The organism is Rhizobium sp. CFBP 13726, assembly GCF_014841925.1.
In the GTDB taxonomy this organism is placed as follows: domain Bacteria; phylum Pseudomonadota; class Alphaproteobacteria; order Rhizobiales; family Rhizobiaceae; genus Neorhizobium; species Neorhizobium soli.
This window is the reverse complement of the sequence record NZ_JACYUU010000006.1, coordinates 186,194-202,046: the sequence shown is the minus strand read 5'-3', so window position 1 is coordinate 202,046 and position 15,853 is coordinate 186,194. Positions and strand designations below refer to the sequence as shown.

General features: G+C 58.0%; 17 protein-coding genes. 10 read left to right on the top strand and 7 right to left on the bottom strand.

The genetic code is table 11. The features are described from left to right. Positions 1–9: 9 nt before the first annotated feature. Both mltA and IFT66_RS21750 read right to left on the bottom strand, forming a co-directional pair. Entirely contained in the window at positions 10–1,146 is a 1,137-nt protein-coding gene (gene mltA, locus IFT66_RS21755; protein ID WP_192078910.1) for a murein transglycosylase A, read from the bottom strand. After that, positions 1,143–1,841: a Tim44/TimA family putative adaptor protein gene (locus IFT66_RS21750; RefSeq protein WP_062462907.1), complete on the bottom strand. Its 699-nt coding sequence runs from the start codon at positions 1,839–1,841 to the stop codon at positions 1,143–1,145. Before IFT66_RS21750 ends, mltA begins: the two co-directional genes overlap by 4 nt. 123 nt (positions 1,842–1,964) lie before the next feature. Between IFT66_RS21750 and IFT66_RS21745 the strand changes: the two genes are divergently transcribed. Continuing rightward, positions 1,965–2,504 carry an FxsA family protein gene (locus tag IFT66_RS21745; RefSeq protein WP_113110008.1) on the top strand — a complete coding sequence of 180 codons (540 nt, stop codon included), beginning with the start codon at positions 1,965–1,967 and terminating at the stop codon, positions 2,502–2,504. 92 nt (positions 2,505–2,596) lie between these two features. Beyond that, complete coding sequence (secB, locus tag IFT66_RS21740) at positions 2,597–3,073, top strand: protein-export chaperone SecB (RefSeq protein WP_062462904.1); 477 nt, start codon at positions 2,597–2,599, stop codon at positions 3,071–3,073. Between the two features lie 71 nt (positions 3,074–3,144). Here the strand turns inward: secB and dnaQ are convergent, their stop codons facing one another. From dnaQ to IFT66_RS21715, 5 genes are read right to left on the bottom strand one after another with little or no spacing between them, the layout of a single operon-like run. Beyond that, on the bottom strand, positions 3,145–3,849 hold the full coding sequence (dnaQ, locus tag IFT66_RS21735; protein ID WP_192078909.1) for a DNA polymerase III subunit epsilon: 705 nt from the start codon (positions 3,847–3,849) through the stop codon (positions 3,145–3,147). After that, on the bottom strand, positions 3,842–4,450 hold the full coding sequence (gene coaE, locus IFT66_RS21730; protein ID WP_192078908.1) for a dephospho-CoA kinase: 609 nt from the start codon (positions 4,448–4,450) through the stop codon (positions 3,842–3,844). Before coaE ends, dnaQ begins: the two co-directional genes overlap by 8 nt. Further along, a complete protein-coding gene (locus tag IFT66_RS21725) occupies positions 4,447–5,307 on the bottom strand; it encodes a shikimate dehydrogenase (protein WP_192078907.1) in 861 nt (286 codons plus the stop codon). The genes coaE and IFT66_RS21725 overlap by 4 nt, the downstream gene beginning before the upstream one ends. Then, positions 5,300–5,899: a Maf-like protein gene (locus IFT66_RS21720; RefSeq protein ID WP_184655647.1), complete on the bottom strand. Its 600-nt coding sequence runs from the start codon at positions 5,897–5,899 to the stop codon at positions 5,300–5,302. Before IFT66_RS21720 ends, IFT66_RS21725 begins: the two co-directional genes overlap by 8 nt. 36 nt (positions 5,900–5,935) lie before the next feature. Beyond that, on the bottom strand, positions 5,936–6,757 hold the full coding sequence (locus tag IFT66_RS21715; RefSeq protein WP_192078906.1) for a pyruvate, phosphate dikinase/phosphoenolpyruvate synthase regulator: 822 nt from the start codon (positions 6,755–6,757) through the stop codon (positions 5,936–5,938). A gap of 401 nt (positions 6,758–7,158) precedes the next feature. On the opposite strand from IFT66_RS21715, the gene hemE reads away from it, so the two are divergent. The 8 genes from hemE to IFT66_RS21675 all read left to right on the top strand — a co-directional run bounded on the left by hemE (position 7,159) and on the right by IFT66_RS21675 (position 15,835). Beyond that, positions 7,159–8,193, top strand: coding sequence for a uroporphyrinogen decarboxylase (hemE, locus tag IFT66_RS21710; RefSeq protein WP_192078905.1), 1,035 nt, complete (start codon positions 7,159–7,161; stop codon positions 8,191–8,193). Further along, positions 8,190–8,732, top strand: coding sequence for a protoporphyrinogen oxidase HemJ (hemJ, locus tag IFT66_RS21705; RefSeq protein ID WP_062577089.1), 543 nt, complete (start codon positions 8,190–8,192; stop codon positions 8,730–8,732). The genes hemE and hemJ overlap by 4 nt, the downstream gene beginning before the upstream one ends. A 191-nt stretch (positions 8,733–8,923) precedes the next feature. Beyond that, positions 8,924–10,189: a transcription termination factor Rho gene (gene rho / locus IFT66_RS21700; RefSeq protein WP_092665173.1), complete on the top strand. Its 1,266-nt coding sequence runs from the start codon at positions 8,924–8,926 to the stop codon at positions 10,187–10,189. 88 nt (positions 10,190–10,277) lie between these two features. Further along, positions 10,278–11,576 (top strand): tRNA uridine-5-carboxymethylaminomethyl(34) synthesis GTPase MnmE, encoded by a 1,299-nt coding sequence (gene mnmE / locus IFT66_RS21695; RefSeq protein WP_192078904.1) that lies wholly within the window; start codon positions 10,278–10,280, stop codon positions 11,574–11,576. Positions 11,577–11,613: 37 nt separating this feature from the next. Continuing rightward, positions 11,614–13,497, top strand: coding sequence for a tRNA uridine-5-carboxymethylaminomethyl(34) synthesis enzyme MnmG (mnmG, locus tag IFT66_RS21690; protein WP_192078903.1), 1,884 nt, complete (start codon positions 11,614–11,616; stop codon positions 13,495–13,497). Next, positions 13,494–14,111: a 16S rRNA (guanine(527)-N(7))-methyltransferase RsmG gene (gene rsmG, locus IFT66_RS21685; protein ID WP_192078902.1), complete on the top strand. Its 618-nt coding sequence runs from the start codon at positions 13,494–13,496 to the stop codon at positions 14,109–14,111. Before mnmG ends, rsmG begins: the two co-directional genes overlap by 4 nt. Before the next feature lie 13 nt (positions 14,112–14,124). Beyond that, positions 14,125–14,916 carry a ParA family protein gene (locus tag IFT66_RS21680; RefSeq protein WP_092665164.1) on the top strand — a complete coding sequence of 264 codons (792 nt, stop codon included), beginning with the start codon at positions 14,125–14,127 and terminating at the stop codon, positions 14,914–14,916. A gap of 37 nt (positions 14,917–14,953) precedes the next feature. Then, the gene (locus IFT66_RS21675) at positions 14,954–15,835 is read left to right on the top strand and encodes a ParB/RepB/Spo0J family partition protein (protein WP_174197310.1); all 882 of its coding nucleotides are present in this window, start codon (positions 14,954–14,956) and stop codon (positions 15,833–15,835) included. The last annotated feature ends 18 nt before the right edge of the window (positions 15,836–15,853 follow it).

Here is a 15,853-nt window from a genome sequence, read left to right as displayed (position 1 = left end):
CGCCATATCCTACCCGGCATAACGGCCGGCGGCCGCGTTTGGAACGAGGATATAGAAATCCGCATCGTTTCGCACCGTGCCGGCAAGCTCGCCTGCGTGATAGCCGGAACCGGTGAAGATATCGCCCCTTGCAGGCCCAATAATGGCTGAACCCGTATCGAGCGCCAGCATCAGCCGCGCGAACGGCTTGCCGTCGTCGAGATGTGTCAGCCGTTCCGCACGGATGAAAAAGGGGTAGCCGAATGTGTGAATGGAGCGATCCACGGCGAGCGAGCGTCCCGCGATCAGCGGCACCTTGGCGGCAGCGATAGGACCGAGGTCAGGGTCGCTGACATCGGCCTCACGGAAGAAGATGTAGGACTTGTTGTGCCATAAGACTTCATCAACCTTAGCCGGATTCAACACTAGAGCTTCGGCAAGCCACGCCCGTATGCTCTGCATGGAAATATCTTCGCGAGCGATTTCGCCACGATCGATCAGAAGCTTGCCGATCGGCGAAAACGGATGGCCAGCCTTTGCCGCGTAGGTGATGCGACGGACGCGGCCATCGGGGTAGACCAGCCGAGCTGCGCCCTGAACATGGGCAAAGAAGACGTCGATCCGCGACCGTGCGAAGGCTATCTCCAGCCCCCGGCCGTCGAGACAGCCGCGATCGATTTCACCGCGATCCGGATAAGCGACGATACCATCCGGCGTCTGACGGCCGAACATGTAGCCGGAGTCGAGATCCGCAGGGCGATTGCTTTCGTCGAGATCGACGAGATCGTCAGGCCGGAAATAGAAGGGATGGGTGAAAAGACCTTCGCTCACATCGGAGACGTCGACTTCCGGTTCGTAGAAGGCGGTGACGAATCCTTGTTCGTCATTGTGCTTCAGGATCCGGAAGGGTGTGCAGCGTTGTTCGAAGAAGGTGCGAGCTGCAGAGGCATCGGCAAATGGTGCGGCCTGCTCGAAGAGGTCCGCCAGTTCCATGGCCTCCAGGCCGAGAGAACCCTTGCGATAGGGCTTAACGTTGCGGATATGGGCCGCGCAAGCATGCATCGCCTCATACAGCGGGCTCGGATCGTCGGCAGCCCAACCGGGGAGATCCGCGAAGTCGACCCTCTCGAGGCGGAAGTCAGAGAGGGTCGGAGACGCGGAAATCATTGTTCGGATTCGGTGGCGACCAGCTTCCAGTTCGGGTCGCGGGAGCCGATGTCGCGGGCAAAGGTCCAGATGTCGATGACGTCGGCTACGGTTTCCTGATCGCCGTCGATCAGCGTGCCGGCCTTGTCGAAGGTTGCGGAGATCAACTGGCTGACAATGCGGACGGTAACCTGAGATTCGCCGTCCTTGATCGAAACCTGTGTCATGTCGCATTTGTCGATGCCGACAAAGGTGGACTTGATCACCTCGCCCTTGGCCTCGCGCTCGGCGATCGCCGCTTCGAAGCCGTCATAGACCTCATTGGAGAGAAGCCCCTTCAAGGTCTTCCGATCACCATCGGCAAAAGCCATGACGATCATTTCGTACGCCATCCGCACGCCGTTGAGGAATTCCTTCGGGCGGAACGACGGATCTTCCTTCACGAGGGCACGAAGCGATGCGTTGAGCGGCGTATCAGGCTTTGCGACGGCATCGATATCGGCATTGCGTTGTTCCTCATCGACATTGTCGCGGCGAGGAAGCGTCACTACCTTGCTATCGTCCTCGACGGGACCGCGGGCAACATCGCGAGGGCTGACTGTCTCAGTCGGCGGCTTCTCATGTCCCGTGCGCCGGCCGAGGACGCTGCGCAATTGCAGGAATATCAGCACTGCTGCGACGAGGAAAAACAGTGTTATCAAGTCGTTCGAGCCCATTTTATCCCGCAATTGTCGTTTAAAAGTTCTATGCAGCTTTTCATATAGTCTCCTACCGCCCATCTTCAAATAGCAACGGCGTGAGATGAACCCATATCCGCCAATTAGATACAGGCAATGATTATGCGCTTACCATTCCTTCCGGTTGTTCTCCTGGCATGGCCGCTGGCCGAAATCGCTGGTTTTGTTCTGGTCGGAAGAGCGATCGGACTTTGGGGAACGCTTGGCCTCGTCCTCGGAACGGGCCTCCTGGGCGCATTGATGATCCGCGGCCAGGGGATGACTATGCTGCGGCGGCTTTCGACAGAAGGGCGCGAAGGTCGGATGCCTGCAGCCGAACTGGTAAGCGGAGCGATGGTCGTGGTGGCTGGCATCCTGCTGATGCTGCCGGGGTTTCTGACCGACATCATTGGTCTCGCACTGCTTGTGCCCTTTATCCGCAAGCTGATCTGGTCGGCCATCGGCAGCCGCGTGGTTGTCGTGAATTCGGGCGATCGAAGAAGCCCGGGCGGTTTTCGCACCGGTCCCGGCCCTGGCCCCGGTCCTGCGCCTGTTCATCCGGTTGGATCCGGCCCGGTGGTCGATCTCGATGACGACGATTATCGCCGCGAACCGAACCCGTCCTCGCCTTGGGCGGACAAGGATAAGCGGATCGAACCTTAAGGCTAAGATCTCGCAGGGTTGTAAGCCCCGGAGCGAAATGTTAAGTGCCCCCAACGCTTTTCAGCCACCCTTTCCAGCCTTGAGGAATTTTTATGGCAGACGATAACGAACAGGCTTCCGCACCCTCGCTCAATATCCTGGCGCAGTACACCAAGGATCTTTCGTTCGAAAATCCCGGCGCGCCACGCTCGCTGCAGTCGCGCGACAAGGCTCCAGCGATCAATATCAGCGTCAACGTCAACGCCAATCCGCTTTCGGAAAACGACTTCGACGTCGTTCTATCGCTGAGTGCCGAAGCCCGTGAAGACGACAAGATCGTGTTTGCGGCCGAGCTGGTTTACGGCGGCGTTTTCCGCATCACCGGTTTCCCGCAGGAGCACATGCTGCCGCTGCTGTTTATCGAATGCCCGCGTCTTCTGTTCCCGTTCGCACGCCAGATCATTTCGGACGTCACCCGCAATGGCGGCTTCCCGCCGCTGATGATCGATCCGATCGATTTCGGTCAGATGTTCTCGCAGCGTATGGCCGAAGAACAGACCAAGTCGCAGGTTCAGCCGCTCAACAGCTGAGCAGCAGACCGATCCAATACAAAAAAGCCCGGTCACAGCCGGGCTTTTTTATGTCTGGACTTCAGTAGGAATCAGTCGGCTGCATATTTCAGCCAGACAGCCTTGTCCTTGAGCCCGCTCACCATCGCGGCATGGGCGGCGATGTCGTCTTCGCTGATGCGCGGTGGCAAAGGCCGTGGTCGTGCGGCAATCGCCGTTACCACCACATCCTCGATCTCGATGACGTTTCTCGGCTGATCGGCACCGACCAGACCGAGCGCCGCCTGCCGGCCGCCGGTCATTTCGATATAGACTTCCGCCAGGAGTTCGGAGTCGAGCAGCGCGCCGTGCTTGGTGCGATGGCCATTGTCGATGCCGTAACGCCGGCACAGTGCGTCCAGGGAATTCGGACCCATCGGATGCTTTCGGCGCGCCATCGAAAGCGTATCGACGACACTTTCCGGCGGGACCGGCGGCAGGCCTATGCGCTCGAACTCGGCATTGATAAAGCCGATATCGAAATTGGCGTTGTGGGCGATCCACCGGGCGCCATCGAAGAAGTCGATGATCTGCTGCGCCACCTGGGCGAAGGGCGGCTTTTCTTTCAGCGACTCGTCGGTAATGCCGTGGACAGCCAGCGCATCCGGATGAACCTTGCGATCGCCCGGGTTGATATAGAGGTGCAGCGTTCTTCCCGTCGGGAAGTTGTTGATGAGCTCTATGCCGCCGATTTCGATAATCCGGTCGGCCTTGGATTCAAGGCCCGTGGTTTCGGTATCGAAGATGATTTCACGCATGGGTATTTCCGTTCCTGCTGCCGGCTTTGAGCGTGGCGATGATCTCGCGCACGCTTGATCTGGCTGTCTCCCGTCCGGCGCCGGTGTCGATGACGAAATCGGCACGCGCGCGCTTTTCGGCATCCGGAACCTGCCGCGCCAAGATCATCGACAACTTCTCCTCCGTCATGCCGGGCCGCGCAAGTACCCTCTGGCGCTGCACCTGTGGATCGCAGCTGACGACGACGACAAAATCGACCCTTTTCTCGCCGCCGGTCTCGAACAGCAAGGGAATGTCGAGCACGACGAGCGCTGCGCCGGCGCTTTTGTGTTTATCGAGAAATTCTGCTTCGCGTTTGCGCACCAGCGGGTGGACGATGGATTCCAGCAGTTTGAATTTTTCAGGTGCTACCGAAAGCTGGCGCGACAGTTCCTGTCGGTCGACGACACCGTCTCTGACCGCATTCGGGAACGCCTCCGCGATCGGATCGACCGCTTCACCTTGATAGAGATCGTGGACCACCTGGTCGGCATCGTTGACCGGGATACCCTCTTGCGCAAACATTTCTGCGGTGGTGGATTTTCCCATGCCGATGGAGCCGGTGAGGCCGATAACGATCATCCGTGCATATCCATATCTGCGATGACGAGATCCCGCAGCGCCCGATCGACGACAGGGCGGAGGCCGAACCATTTCTCGAAACCCGGCACGGCCTGATGCAGAAGCATGCCGAGACCATCCACGGTCACGAAGCCCTGCTCCTCCGCCTGTTTCAGAATGTCCGTTTGCAGCGGGATATAAACGATATCGGTAACGACTGCGTTCGTGAGCATGGTCGAGAAGTCGAACTGCGGTATCGGCGCGCCGTCCATGCCGAGCGATGTTGTATTCACAAAGAGACCTGCGCCGGACATGACCTCGCCCAGTGCTTCCATCGCGTGCGCGTGCACGTTTTGTCCGAACCGGTCGGCAAGTTCTTGCGCACGCGCCACGGTCCGGTTGACGACATGGATTTCTCCGACGCCCTGATCCCTGACGGCTTGAATGATAGCACGGCTGGCACCGCCGGCACCGAGAATGACGGCGCGATCGACATTTCCCCAACCGGGCGACTGTTCGTCGAGGTTGGCGGTAAAGCCGTAGACATCGGAGTTCGAGGCGTGAAGAACACCGTCCTCCATCCACAGCGTGTTGGCGGCACCAAGTTCTTCGGCGATCGCATCTGGACGATCAGCGAGCGCAAAAGCCATTTCCTTGTGGGGAATGGTGACATTGCCGCCGCGATAGCCCGATGATCCGTCTTTGAGCTTGCTGATGAAAGCTGGAAAATCCTCAGGTGCCACCGCTTCACGTGTGTAGCAGCCAGCAATACCGAACTTAGCCAGCCAATGACCGTGGATGATCGGCGAACGCGAGTGCTTGATCGGCCAGCCCGTTACGAAAGCGTTAACCAAAAGTGTTTCACGTGAATCAGCCATCGATCGCTCCGATCGCGCGCAAGGTGTCGAGAAGCGGCAGCATGGGTAGGCCGAGAATGGTAAAGTAATCTCCCTCGATCCGCGAGAAGAGCTGAATGCCCTCACCTTCCAACTGGTAGGCGCCGACGCTTCCGAACACGGTTTCGCCCACCCTATCCAGATAGCGATCCACGAATATCTCGCTGAGCGGTCTGACGGTAAGATCGGCGTGTGCAACATGCTCCCAAAGGGTTTCGCCATCGCGTACAAGAGCGACGGCGCTGTTCAGCCTATGCGTCCTATCCGACAGAGAGAGCAGGCTTTCGCGCGCCTCTTCCCGTGATTTCGGCTTGTGATAAACGCGATGATCAAGCGACATGGTCTGATCCGACCCGATGACGATGGCGGAAGGATAGTGTCTGCTGACATCGAGCGCCTTGGCCTTTGCCAAGGTCAGCGCGACGATATCTGGGCTGGCGCCCACCAGTCCCGCCTCGATCTGACGTTCATCGATATCGGCGGCCCGGCTTTCGAAACTCAGCCCCGCATTTTCCATCAACATGCGTCTGAACTTGCTGGATGAGGCCAGTATGAGTGGCCTGGAGTGAGACATTGTCACGGCAGATCTCCGGATGGAATTAGTGCCGAATTACCGTAGCTTCGGGCGGAGCGCAACGATGGCCGCCGCCGTCTCCTCGATCGACCGACGGGTGACGTCGATGACCGGCCAGCCGTGGCGCGAGCAGAGCGCTCGTGCATATTTCAGTTCCTCGTTGATCGTTGCCCGATCCGTATAATGACCGCGATCGAAATTTTGCGTGGTTCCGAGTTCGCGGTGTTCGCGCACCTGTGAAATGCGGTCCGTCGTCGCGACCAGCCCGACGATCAGGGGCCGGGTTGCAGACAGAAGTGCGTGCGGAAGGTCGACGCCCGGCACGATCGGGATATTGGCCGTCTTGATTCCGCGGTTGGCGAGATAGATGCTGGTCGGCGTCTTCGAGGTGCGGCTGATCCCGACCAGTACGACATCGGCCTCGTCGTACCCTTCGGGCATCTGGCCATCGTCATGATCCATGGTGAAGTTCAGCGCTTCGATGCGGGCGAAATATTCCGCGTTGAGCGCATGCTGCGCGCCGACGCGGTATTTAGACGGTGCTCCGAGATAGGTCTGGAATGTCGCCATAACCGGTTCCAGCACGTTGACGCACGGTGTTCCTATCTGACGGCAGCGGTCGTCCAGCAGTTTCGCAAGCTCGCGATCAACGATCGTATAAAGGACGATCCCCGGTTCACGATCGATCGCCTCCAGCACGGCGAGAAGCTGCTTGCGGTTTCGCACCAGCGGATAGACGTGCTCGACGGCGAGCGAGGTCTGAAACTGGGCTGTCGCCGCGCGTCCTGTCGAGATCAGGGTTTCGCCCGTGGAGTCAGATATGAGGTGGAGATGGAAGAAGTTTTTTCTGTTCTCCACGTTGTTCTTCGTCCTCTGTTGATAACCGGGGAGAGAGTGACCGCGTTTGGAGGGACGGGCCCGACCCCTGGGATAACCTCCGAGTTGTCCACAATCACGTATTTCGAGGAAGCCGTTTCAGGCCCCCTGTTCAAAGCGGGGATAACCGGATGAACCTATCGATTGATTCACAAGATATCCACAAGAGAGCTTCACCAAGCGCCCGGCACAAGCAATTGATATCCCTGATTTAAATATGGTTATCCAGAAGCTCTGCCAAGAATGCCCGGAAGTTTTCCTTTTCAGCGATACGGAGCGGCAGATCGTCGCGTTTTCTGTGCAGGAGTTTTAATCCTTGCTACTCACCGACTCTAAGAAATAGAAGATCTTAAGAATCTTATTTTCTTTATTTGGAGAACCCATTGGCCGGTCCGACCAGGAAGATCGTTGAGGTGCTGAACGGCAAGACGATCACCCCACCGCCGATATGGCTTATGAGGCAGGCAGGTCGATATCTGCCCGAGTACCGGGAAGTCCGTGCGGCAGCCGGTTCGTTTCTCGATCTCTGTTATACGCCGGATCTGGCTGTCGAAGTGACGCTTCAGCCTATCCGGCGCTACCAGTTCGACGCAGCCATCCTGTTTTCCGATATCCTCGTCATTCCCGATGCCTTGAAGCGCAATGTTCGCTTCGTGCAGGGAGAGGGTCCAAGGATGGATCCGATCGACGAAGCAGGGATTGCAGCGCTCGATGGCAGCACGATGCTTTCCCACCTTGCACCGGTGCTGGAGACGGTTCGGAGGCTTCGGCTGGAGCTACCCCCTGAAACTGCCCTGATCGGCTTCTGCGGGGCTCCCTGGACCGTTGCGACCTATATGATCGCCGGTCAGGGAACACCGGACCAAGCGCCGGCACGTCTGTTCGCCTACCGCTACCCCGAGGCCTTCGAAAAACTGCTGGCTCTGCTGGCGGAAATGTCTGCCGAATATCTGATCGGTCAGATCGATGCGGGCGCAGATGTCGTGCAGATCTTCGATTCCTGGGCCGGCGTGCTCGGGGAGAAGGAATTCAAGGAATTTTCGATCAAGCCCGTGCGGCGGATCATCGATATCATCAAGGCAGCGCGACCTGACGCGAAGGTGATTGCTTTCGCCAAGGGTGCAGGCATGAACCTCAAACACTACCGGGCCCGGACGGGCGCAGATGCAATCGGGCTCGATTGGTCGGTGCCGATGTCGTTTGCGCAGGAGCTGCAGAAGGACGGACCTGTTCAGGGCAATCTCGATCCAATGCGCGTGGTGGCGGGCGGAAAGTCCCTCGACGACGGGATCGACGCGATCCTGCAGGGGCTTGGACAAGGTCCGCTTATCTTCAACCTCGGCCACGGCATCACGCCGCAGGCGGATCCGCAGACTGTCGCGCATCTTGTGAAACGGGTCAGAGGATCGGGCGTATGACGCGGGACGATCGCACCGGTGCCGGAAATGGGCGGCGTGTTGCGTTCCGGGCGGCGACGGCGCTTTCGGTTTTCGTCGTCGTGCTGTTTTTTATCTACTGGCTGCGGCCGGATGATTTCCTGCTCTACATCAAGGCCTTTCACGTCATCGCCGTGATTTCCTGGATGGCCGGGCTGCTGTACCTGCCCAGGCTTTTCATCTATCACACGGAAGCCGAGCCGGGTTCTGCCCAGTCGGAAACCTTCAAAGTGATGGAGGGGCGCCTCCTGAAAATCATCATGAACCCGGCGATGATGATCAGCTGGGCGCTCGGGCTTTATCTCGCCTGGGCAGTCTACGGTTTCCAGGGCGGATGGCTTCATGCCAAGATCCTGTTTGTCCTGCTGCTCACCATGGCGCATATGCGGTTCAGTGCTGCAGTTCGGGCTTTTGCCATAGATGGGCCGCGAAAAACCGCTCGTTACTGGCGGTTGATGAACGAGATCCCGACGGTTTTGATGATCGCCATCGTAATCATGGTCATCGTTAAGCCATTTTGATGGTGTCTTGAGCTTTTTCTTAACTCCGCCTGCCCCTCCCCCTTGCAGGCGTGCTCGTGAACAGCTATTTTCCCAGCCATCTCATCTCGTGGCATGTGTGTAATCGTCTGTCCTACCCGGTTTCTTCCGCGGTAGCGAATTTCACCGACACGCCTGTTTCCCCAAAAAATTCTGAATATGGTCCCCTCTTCATGGCTGAAATGAAGCTTCAAGAACTCAAGAGCAAATCGCCGACCGATTTGCTGACATTCGCCGAATCGCTGGAGGTGGAAAACGCCAGCACCATGCGCAAGCAGGAATTGATGTTTGCGATTCTCAAGATCCTGGCCAGCCAGGATGTCGAGATCATCGGCGAAGGTGTCGTTGAAGTTCTGCAGGATGGCTTCGGATTTCTCCGTTCGGCCAATGCCAATTACCTGCCTGGCCCCGATGATATCTACATCTCTCCCTCGCAGATTCGCCGCTTCTCGCTGAAGACCGGCGACACCGTCGAGGGACCGATCCGCGGGCCGAAGGAAGGCGAGCGCTATTTCGCGCTGCTGAAGGTCAACACGATCAACTTCGATGACCCGGAAAAAATTCGCCACAAGGTGCATTTCGACAATCTGACGCCGCTCTACCCGAACGAGCGCTTCAAGATGGAACTCGACGTCCCGACGTCGAAGGACAATTCGGCGCGCGTCATCGATCTCGTCGCACCGCTCGGCAAGGGCCAGCGCGGCCTGATCGTCGCGCCGCCGCGCACGGGTAAGACCGTTCTGTTGCAGAACATCGCGCATTCGATCACGGCAAACCACCCCGAGTGCTATCTCATCGTTCTCCTGATCGACGAGCGGCCGGAAGAAGTGACGGACATGCAGCGCTCGGTGAAGGGCGAAGTTGTTTCCTCGACCTTCGACGAACCCGCCATCCGCCACGTTCAGGTGGCTGAAATGGTCATCGAGAAGGCGAAACGTCTGGTCGAACACGGGCGCGATGTCGTCATTCTGCTCGACTCCATCACGCGTCTTGGCCGCGCCTACAACACGGTCGTTCCGTCATCCGGCAAGGTTCTGACCGGTGGTGTGGATGCCAACGCCCTGCAGCGCCCGAAGCGCTTCTTCGGTGCCGCGCGTAATATCGAAGAAGGCGGCTCGCTGACGATCATCGCAACGGCGCTGATCGATACGGGCAGCCGTATGGACGAAGTCATCTTCGAAGAGTTCAAGGGTACCGGCAACTCGGAAATCGTGCTCGACCGCAAGGTTGCCGACAAGCGCATCTTCCCGGCCATGGATATTCTGAAATCCGGCACGCGCAAGGAAGACCTCCTTGTCCAGCGCCAGGACCTGCAGAAGATCTTTGTTCTCCGTCGCATTCTCGCGCCGATGGGAACGACCGATGCAATCGAGTTCCTGATCGACAAGCTGAAGCAGACCAAGAGCAACAGCGACTTCTTCGACTCGATGAACACCTGATCCTTAGCCGGATTCACTGCTACCGAGAGGCGCCCGTCGTAAAGACGGGCGCTTTCGAGTTTCTGGGACACAGTCCGAAAGCCGCACCATGAACCCTGATACGATCTTTGCCCTTTCGAGTGGAGCACTGCCCGCAGGTCTCGCCGTTATCAGGCTAAGCGGCAACCAAGCCTTCACCGCGGCTGAGACGCTTGCTGGTCGTTTAGCGACAGACCGGAAAGCCTCGCTCAGAACGATTCGCGGCCGAAACGGCGCAATCATCGATCAGGGACTGGTGGTCGGCTTCCCGGGGCCAAACTCGTTTACGGGAGAAGACTGCGTCGAACTGCATGTGCATGGCAGCCGCGCCGTTGTTGCAGCTCTCATCCTAGAGCTCGAGCAAATCGACGGACTGAGGTTGGCCGAGGCGGGAGAGTTTTCAAGGCGAGCGTTTGAGAACGGCAAGCTGGATCTGGTCGAGATTGAAGGTCTTGCGGATCTCATTTCTGCCGAAACGGAAATGCAGCGCCGGCTCGCGGTCGAGCAAAGCTTTGGGGGCCAGTCAGCGCTCTATATCGACTTGGCTGAGCGCCTGACGCGGTCGCGTGCTCTGATCGAGGCCGAGCTGGATTTCGCTGACGAGGACGACGTGCCGGGTTCCGTATCGGAGCGGGTCTGGAGCGATGTGGGCCAGATTTATCTGGAACTTCTCCAGCATCTGGAAACCGCAAAGTCTGGCGAGATCATCCGGGATGGCTACAAGATCGTCATCGCCGGACCTCCGAACGCGGGCAAAAGCAGCCTTTTAAACGCGCTTGCGAATCGGGATGTGGCGATTGTGACGGAACGTGCTGGAACGACCCGGGATATCCTGCACGTCGATCTCGATATGTCGGGTTATCTCGTCCGGTTCTTCGATACGGCTGGCCTGCGGGAAAGCGACGATATTGTCGAAGTCGAAGGGATCCGTCGGGCCCGTGTTGCGATCGAGCAAGCCGACATGATCCTCTCTCTCAACGAGATCGATTCGCCGGCGTTACAAAACCATGAGTTTAGTCACGCTAACGTTCTAACTGTCGGAACGAAGCTGGATGCGCACGCACCTTCGGACGAATTCGACCTTTGCATCTCCACAAGGACCGGCGACGGGCTCGAGCTCCTCAGGGAGACCATCCTCCGAAAGATCACAGCGCTGTGGACCGGTTCGCTGGTTCCGAACAGAGCTCGCCAGGTCGACGCACTGAAAGATGCTTCCAATTTTATCGCAGAGGCGTTAAACGGCACGGAACTTGACTTGAGAGCCGAGAGCCTCCGAGCAGCCGCATCCGCCTTGGGGCGCATTACGGGCCGGGTCGATGTCGAGCAGTTGCTGGATGTTATCTTCTCGCAGTTCTGTATCGGAAAATGATTCACGTGAAACACTCGGCCGACGTGGGACAATGAATATGGACCAAAATTTCGATGTCATCGTCATTGGTGGTGGTCACGCGGGTTGCGAGGCCGCGAGCGCTGCAGCGCGGATGGGCGCGAGGACGGCCCTGATCACACACAAACGCGAAACGATTGGTGTCATGTCCTGCAATCCCGCGATTGGCGGGCTGGGCAAAGGTCACCTCGTGCGCGAGGTCGATGCGCTTGACGGTCTGATGGGCCGCGTCGCAGACGTTTCCGGAATCCAGTTCCGTTTGCTCAACCGGAAAAAGGGTCCCGCCGTTCGTGGTCCCCGTACGCAAGCCGACCGACGCCTTTACCGTGAAGCGATGCAGCAGGAAATCTTCAATCACCTGAACCTGACTGTCATCGAGGGTGATGCATTCGACCTCATCAAAGAAACTGGTCGAGTGTCATCTGTCATCCTGAAGGATGGCCGTCGATTCGGATGCGGAACGGCTGTACTCACGGCCGGTACGTTCCTGCGCGGGCTTATTCATATCGGGCAGGAAAAGATACCGGCCGGTCGGGTGGGTGAGGAGCCATCGCTCGGGCTGTCAGCGACGCTTCTCGGCCTTGGCGTCGCCCTGGGGCGCCTGAAAACCGGCACACCGGCACGGCTTGATGGGCGGACCATCGCCTGGGACAAGCTCGACAAGCAGGAAGCCGATGAGCAGCCAGTTCCATTCTCGTTCATGACCGATAAAATCGTAACGCCGCAGATCAGCTGTGGAGTGACCCGCACGAACGAGGCGACCCATCGGATCATCTCCGACAACATCCACCTGTCCGCAATGTATTCCGGCCAGATCGAGGGCGTGGGCCCGCGTTATTGTCCGTCGATCGAAGACAAGATCGTGCGGTTCGGTGAGCGCGACGGGCACCAGATCTTCCTAGAGCCCGAAGGGCTTGATGATCCAACTGTTTACCCAAACGGAATATCCACGTCCCTGCCCGCATCAGTCCAGGAAGCTTTCATCCGCACTATCCTGGGCCTTGAGCAGGTCGAGATTATTCAGCCCGGCTATGCGATCGAGTATGACTATGTTGATCCGCGGGAATTGACACCCACGCTGGAAGTCAAGAAATTGCCGGGGCTGTTCCTGGCTGGCCAGATCAACGGCACCACGGGTTACGAGGAAGCTGCCGCGCAAGGAATGGTCGCCGGCCTTTCAGCAGCGATCACGGCTTCGGGAGGCCAGCCGGAGCCGTTCAGTCGTGCCGAATCCTATATCGGTGTCATGGTCGATGACCTCACGTCGAAGGGCGTGACGGAACCTTATCGGATGTTTACATCACGTGCAGAATACCGCCTTTCGCTACGAGCCGACAATGCCGATATCAGGCTCACTCAGAAGGGCATCGAACTGGGCTGCGTGGGCGCCGATCGTGCAGCCAAGTTCGCGGCCTACTCCAGAGCAGTCGACGAAGCCCGTGCGATGCTAAAATCGCTCTCGGTGACGCCTAAACAGGGTGCAGCCCACGGATTGTCCCTCAACCAGGACGGCCAGCGGCGTACGGCGTACGAACTGCTCGCCTACCCCAACCAGTCGATGGCTGATCTGGCCGGTGTCTGGGGAGAACTCCGTGGGGTCAATCCAAAGGTAGCGGAAGCTCTTGAGATCGAATCCACCTACTCTGTCTACATGAATAGACAGGCTGCAGATATTGGCTCAACGATCCGCGATGAGTCAAAAACCATCCCCCTGTCCTTCGATTATTCTACAGTGCCCGGTCTCTCAAACGAGCTACGAATAAAGCTCGCGAAGCATCAGCCCAGCAATATGGCGCAGGCCGCAAAAGTTGACGGTATGACGCCGGCAGCGTTGGCACTTATTCTTGCGCTTGTAAAAAAAGAAGCCGCGGTCTCGGATCGCGTAAAACGAGTCTCGGCATGATGTTGAACGGCAGAAGTGTTTCACGTGAAACGCAGGAGAGGCTTGAGCACTTTGCCACGCTCTTCTCCAAGTGGGCGAAAACAATTAACCTTGTCGCTCCCTCGACCCTGAACGAGATTTGGCAGCGCCATATCGCCGATAGCGCGCAAATCTTTCAACTATCCCCGGAGCCATCGAAATGGATCGATCTTGGCTCGGGCGGTGGCTTTCCGGGCGTCGTGACCGCGATATTGCTCGCCGAGCTTGAAGATGGTTGGGTTCACTTGGTCGAAAGCAACCATAAAAAGGCTGCTTTCCTCCGCGTCGCTCTAAACGAAACCGGAGCTCGGGGTTCGGTTCACCCGCTCCGGATCGAGCAGGCGGCACATGAATTGCCTGAATGCCAGCGCGTTTCCGCTCGCGCTCTGGCTGATCTCGACCAACTTCTATCCTATTCCTCCGATTGGATGGTCGAGACGGAAGCTAGAGGCTTATTCCACAAAGGCCGGGATTATCGCCGTGAAGTCAGCGAAGCCCGTAGTCGCTGGGATTTCGATCTGCTAGAACACCAAAGCGTTGTCGAGCAGGACTCGGTTATTCTTGAGATCAGCAACCTCCGACGCAAGGACCCGTAAAGTCAGGTGCGATATGTTCGAAAAGAACCGTATTATTACCATCGCTAATCAAAAAGGCGGCGTCGGTAAGACGACGACAGCGATCAACCTGGCAACGGCGCTCGCCGCAATCGGCGAAAACGTCCTCATCATCGACCTTGATCCTCAGGGAAACGCCAGCACTGGCCTCGGTATTAACCGCAAGGATCGCGTTCATTCGTCTTATGACGTGCTGATGGGTGAAAGCGATATTGGCGAAACTGCCGTTCCGACTGCTGTTCCGAACCTGTCCATCGTTCCCTCCACCATGGATCTTCTCGGTTTCGAGATGGAGATTTCGCAGGCCACGGACCGCGCTTTCCGGTTAAAGCGGGCGCTGGATACTGATGTCGCACGTGCATACTCTTATATCCTCGTCGACTGCCCACCCTCTTTCAATCTGCTGACGATGAATGCGATGGCCGCAGCGCATTCGGTGCTTGTACCTCTGCAGTGCGAGTTCTTTGCGCTCGAGGGTTTGAGCCAGCTCCTCGAAACGGTTGACCAGGTCCGCCGGACGGTCAATCCGCTGCTTGATATCCAGGGCATCGTTCTGACGATGTTCGATGCGCGTAACAATCTGGCCCAACAGGTCGTCAGCGACGTCAGGACATATCTCGGTGATAAGGTGTACCACACGCTGATTCCGCGCAACGTTCGGGTATCCGAAGCGCCTTCATATGGTAAGCCGGCTATTCTTTATGATCTCAAATGCGCTGGGAGCCAGGCCTACCTTCAGCTCGCCTCCGAGGTGATCCAGCGGGAACGTCGGCGCAAGGCGGCTTGAGACCCTTCTTTGATTACACGAAATAACAGGTGACAGGATGAACGAAGATCCCTCGAAAAGGCGGCTGGGCCGCGGGCTTGCTGCGCTTATCGGTGAGATGGATCAGCCTGTACAGGTCAATGCACCTGCGAAAAACGTCAATCCAGACCGTATGGTGCCGATCGAGCATGTTTCGCGCAGTCCGAAAAACCCCAGGCGCCATTTCGATGAGGCGGAGTTGCAGGATCTCGCCAGCTCGATCAGGCAGCATGGCATTGTCCAGCCGGTCGTTGTTCGGACAGTCGACGGTCGCCTTGAGATCATTGCCGGTGAGCGGCGGTGGCGTGCAGCGCAACTGGCGGGACTGACTGAGATCCCAGTCATCGTCCGCGACGTAGACGATCGGACCGCACTTGAAATCGCAATCGTTGAAAACGTTCAGCGGTCCGACCTCAATCCGCTCGAAGAGGCGCTCGGTTACGAGCAGTTGATTGCCGAACATGGCTATACCCAAAACGATCTGGGTGAAATCATCGGCAAGAGCCGCAGTCACGTCGCAAACAGCCTTCGCCTTCTGAAATTGCCGGACCCGGTTCGCGACATGCTGTCTGCCGGAAGCCTTTCGGCTGGTCACGCGCGTGCCTTGATCACCACGTCTGATCCCTCGTCCCTCGCGCGCACGATCGTGTCCAAAGGCATGTCGGTGCGCGATGCAGAGCGGCTTGCGCAAAACGATATCAAGTCCCAGGGGATGCCCCAGCTTGAAACCAAGTCGGTCGAAAAAGATTCCGATACGCTGGCCTTGGAGCGCACGTTGACCGATGCTCTCGGATTGGATGTGAAGATCAATCACCGCGGGGGAAGCGGCCAGGTTCGGATCAACTACCGCAATCTCGAGCAGCTTGAAGAGGTTTGCCGGTTGCTGGAGCGCCGCGGTTAGCGCCTTCCCAGATCGTCA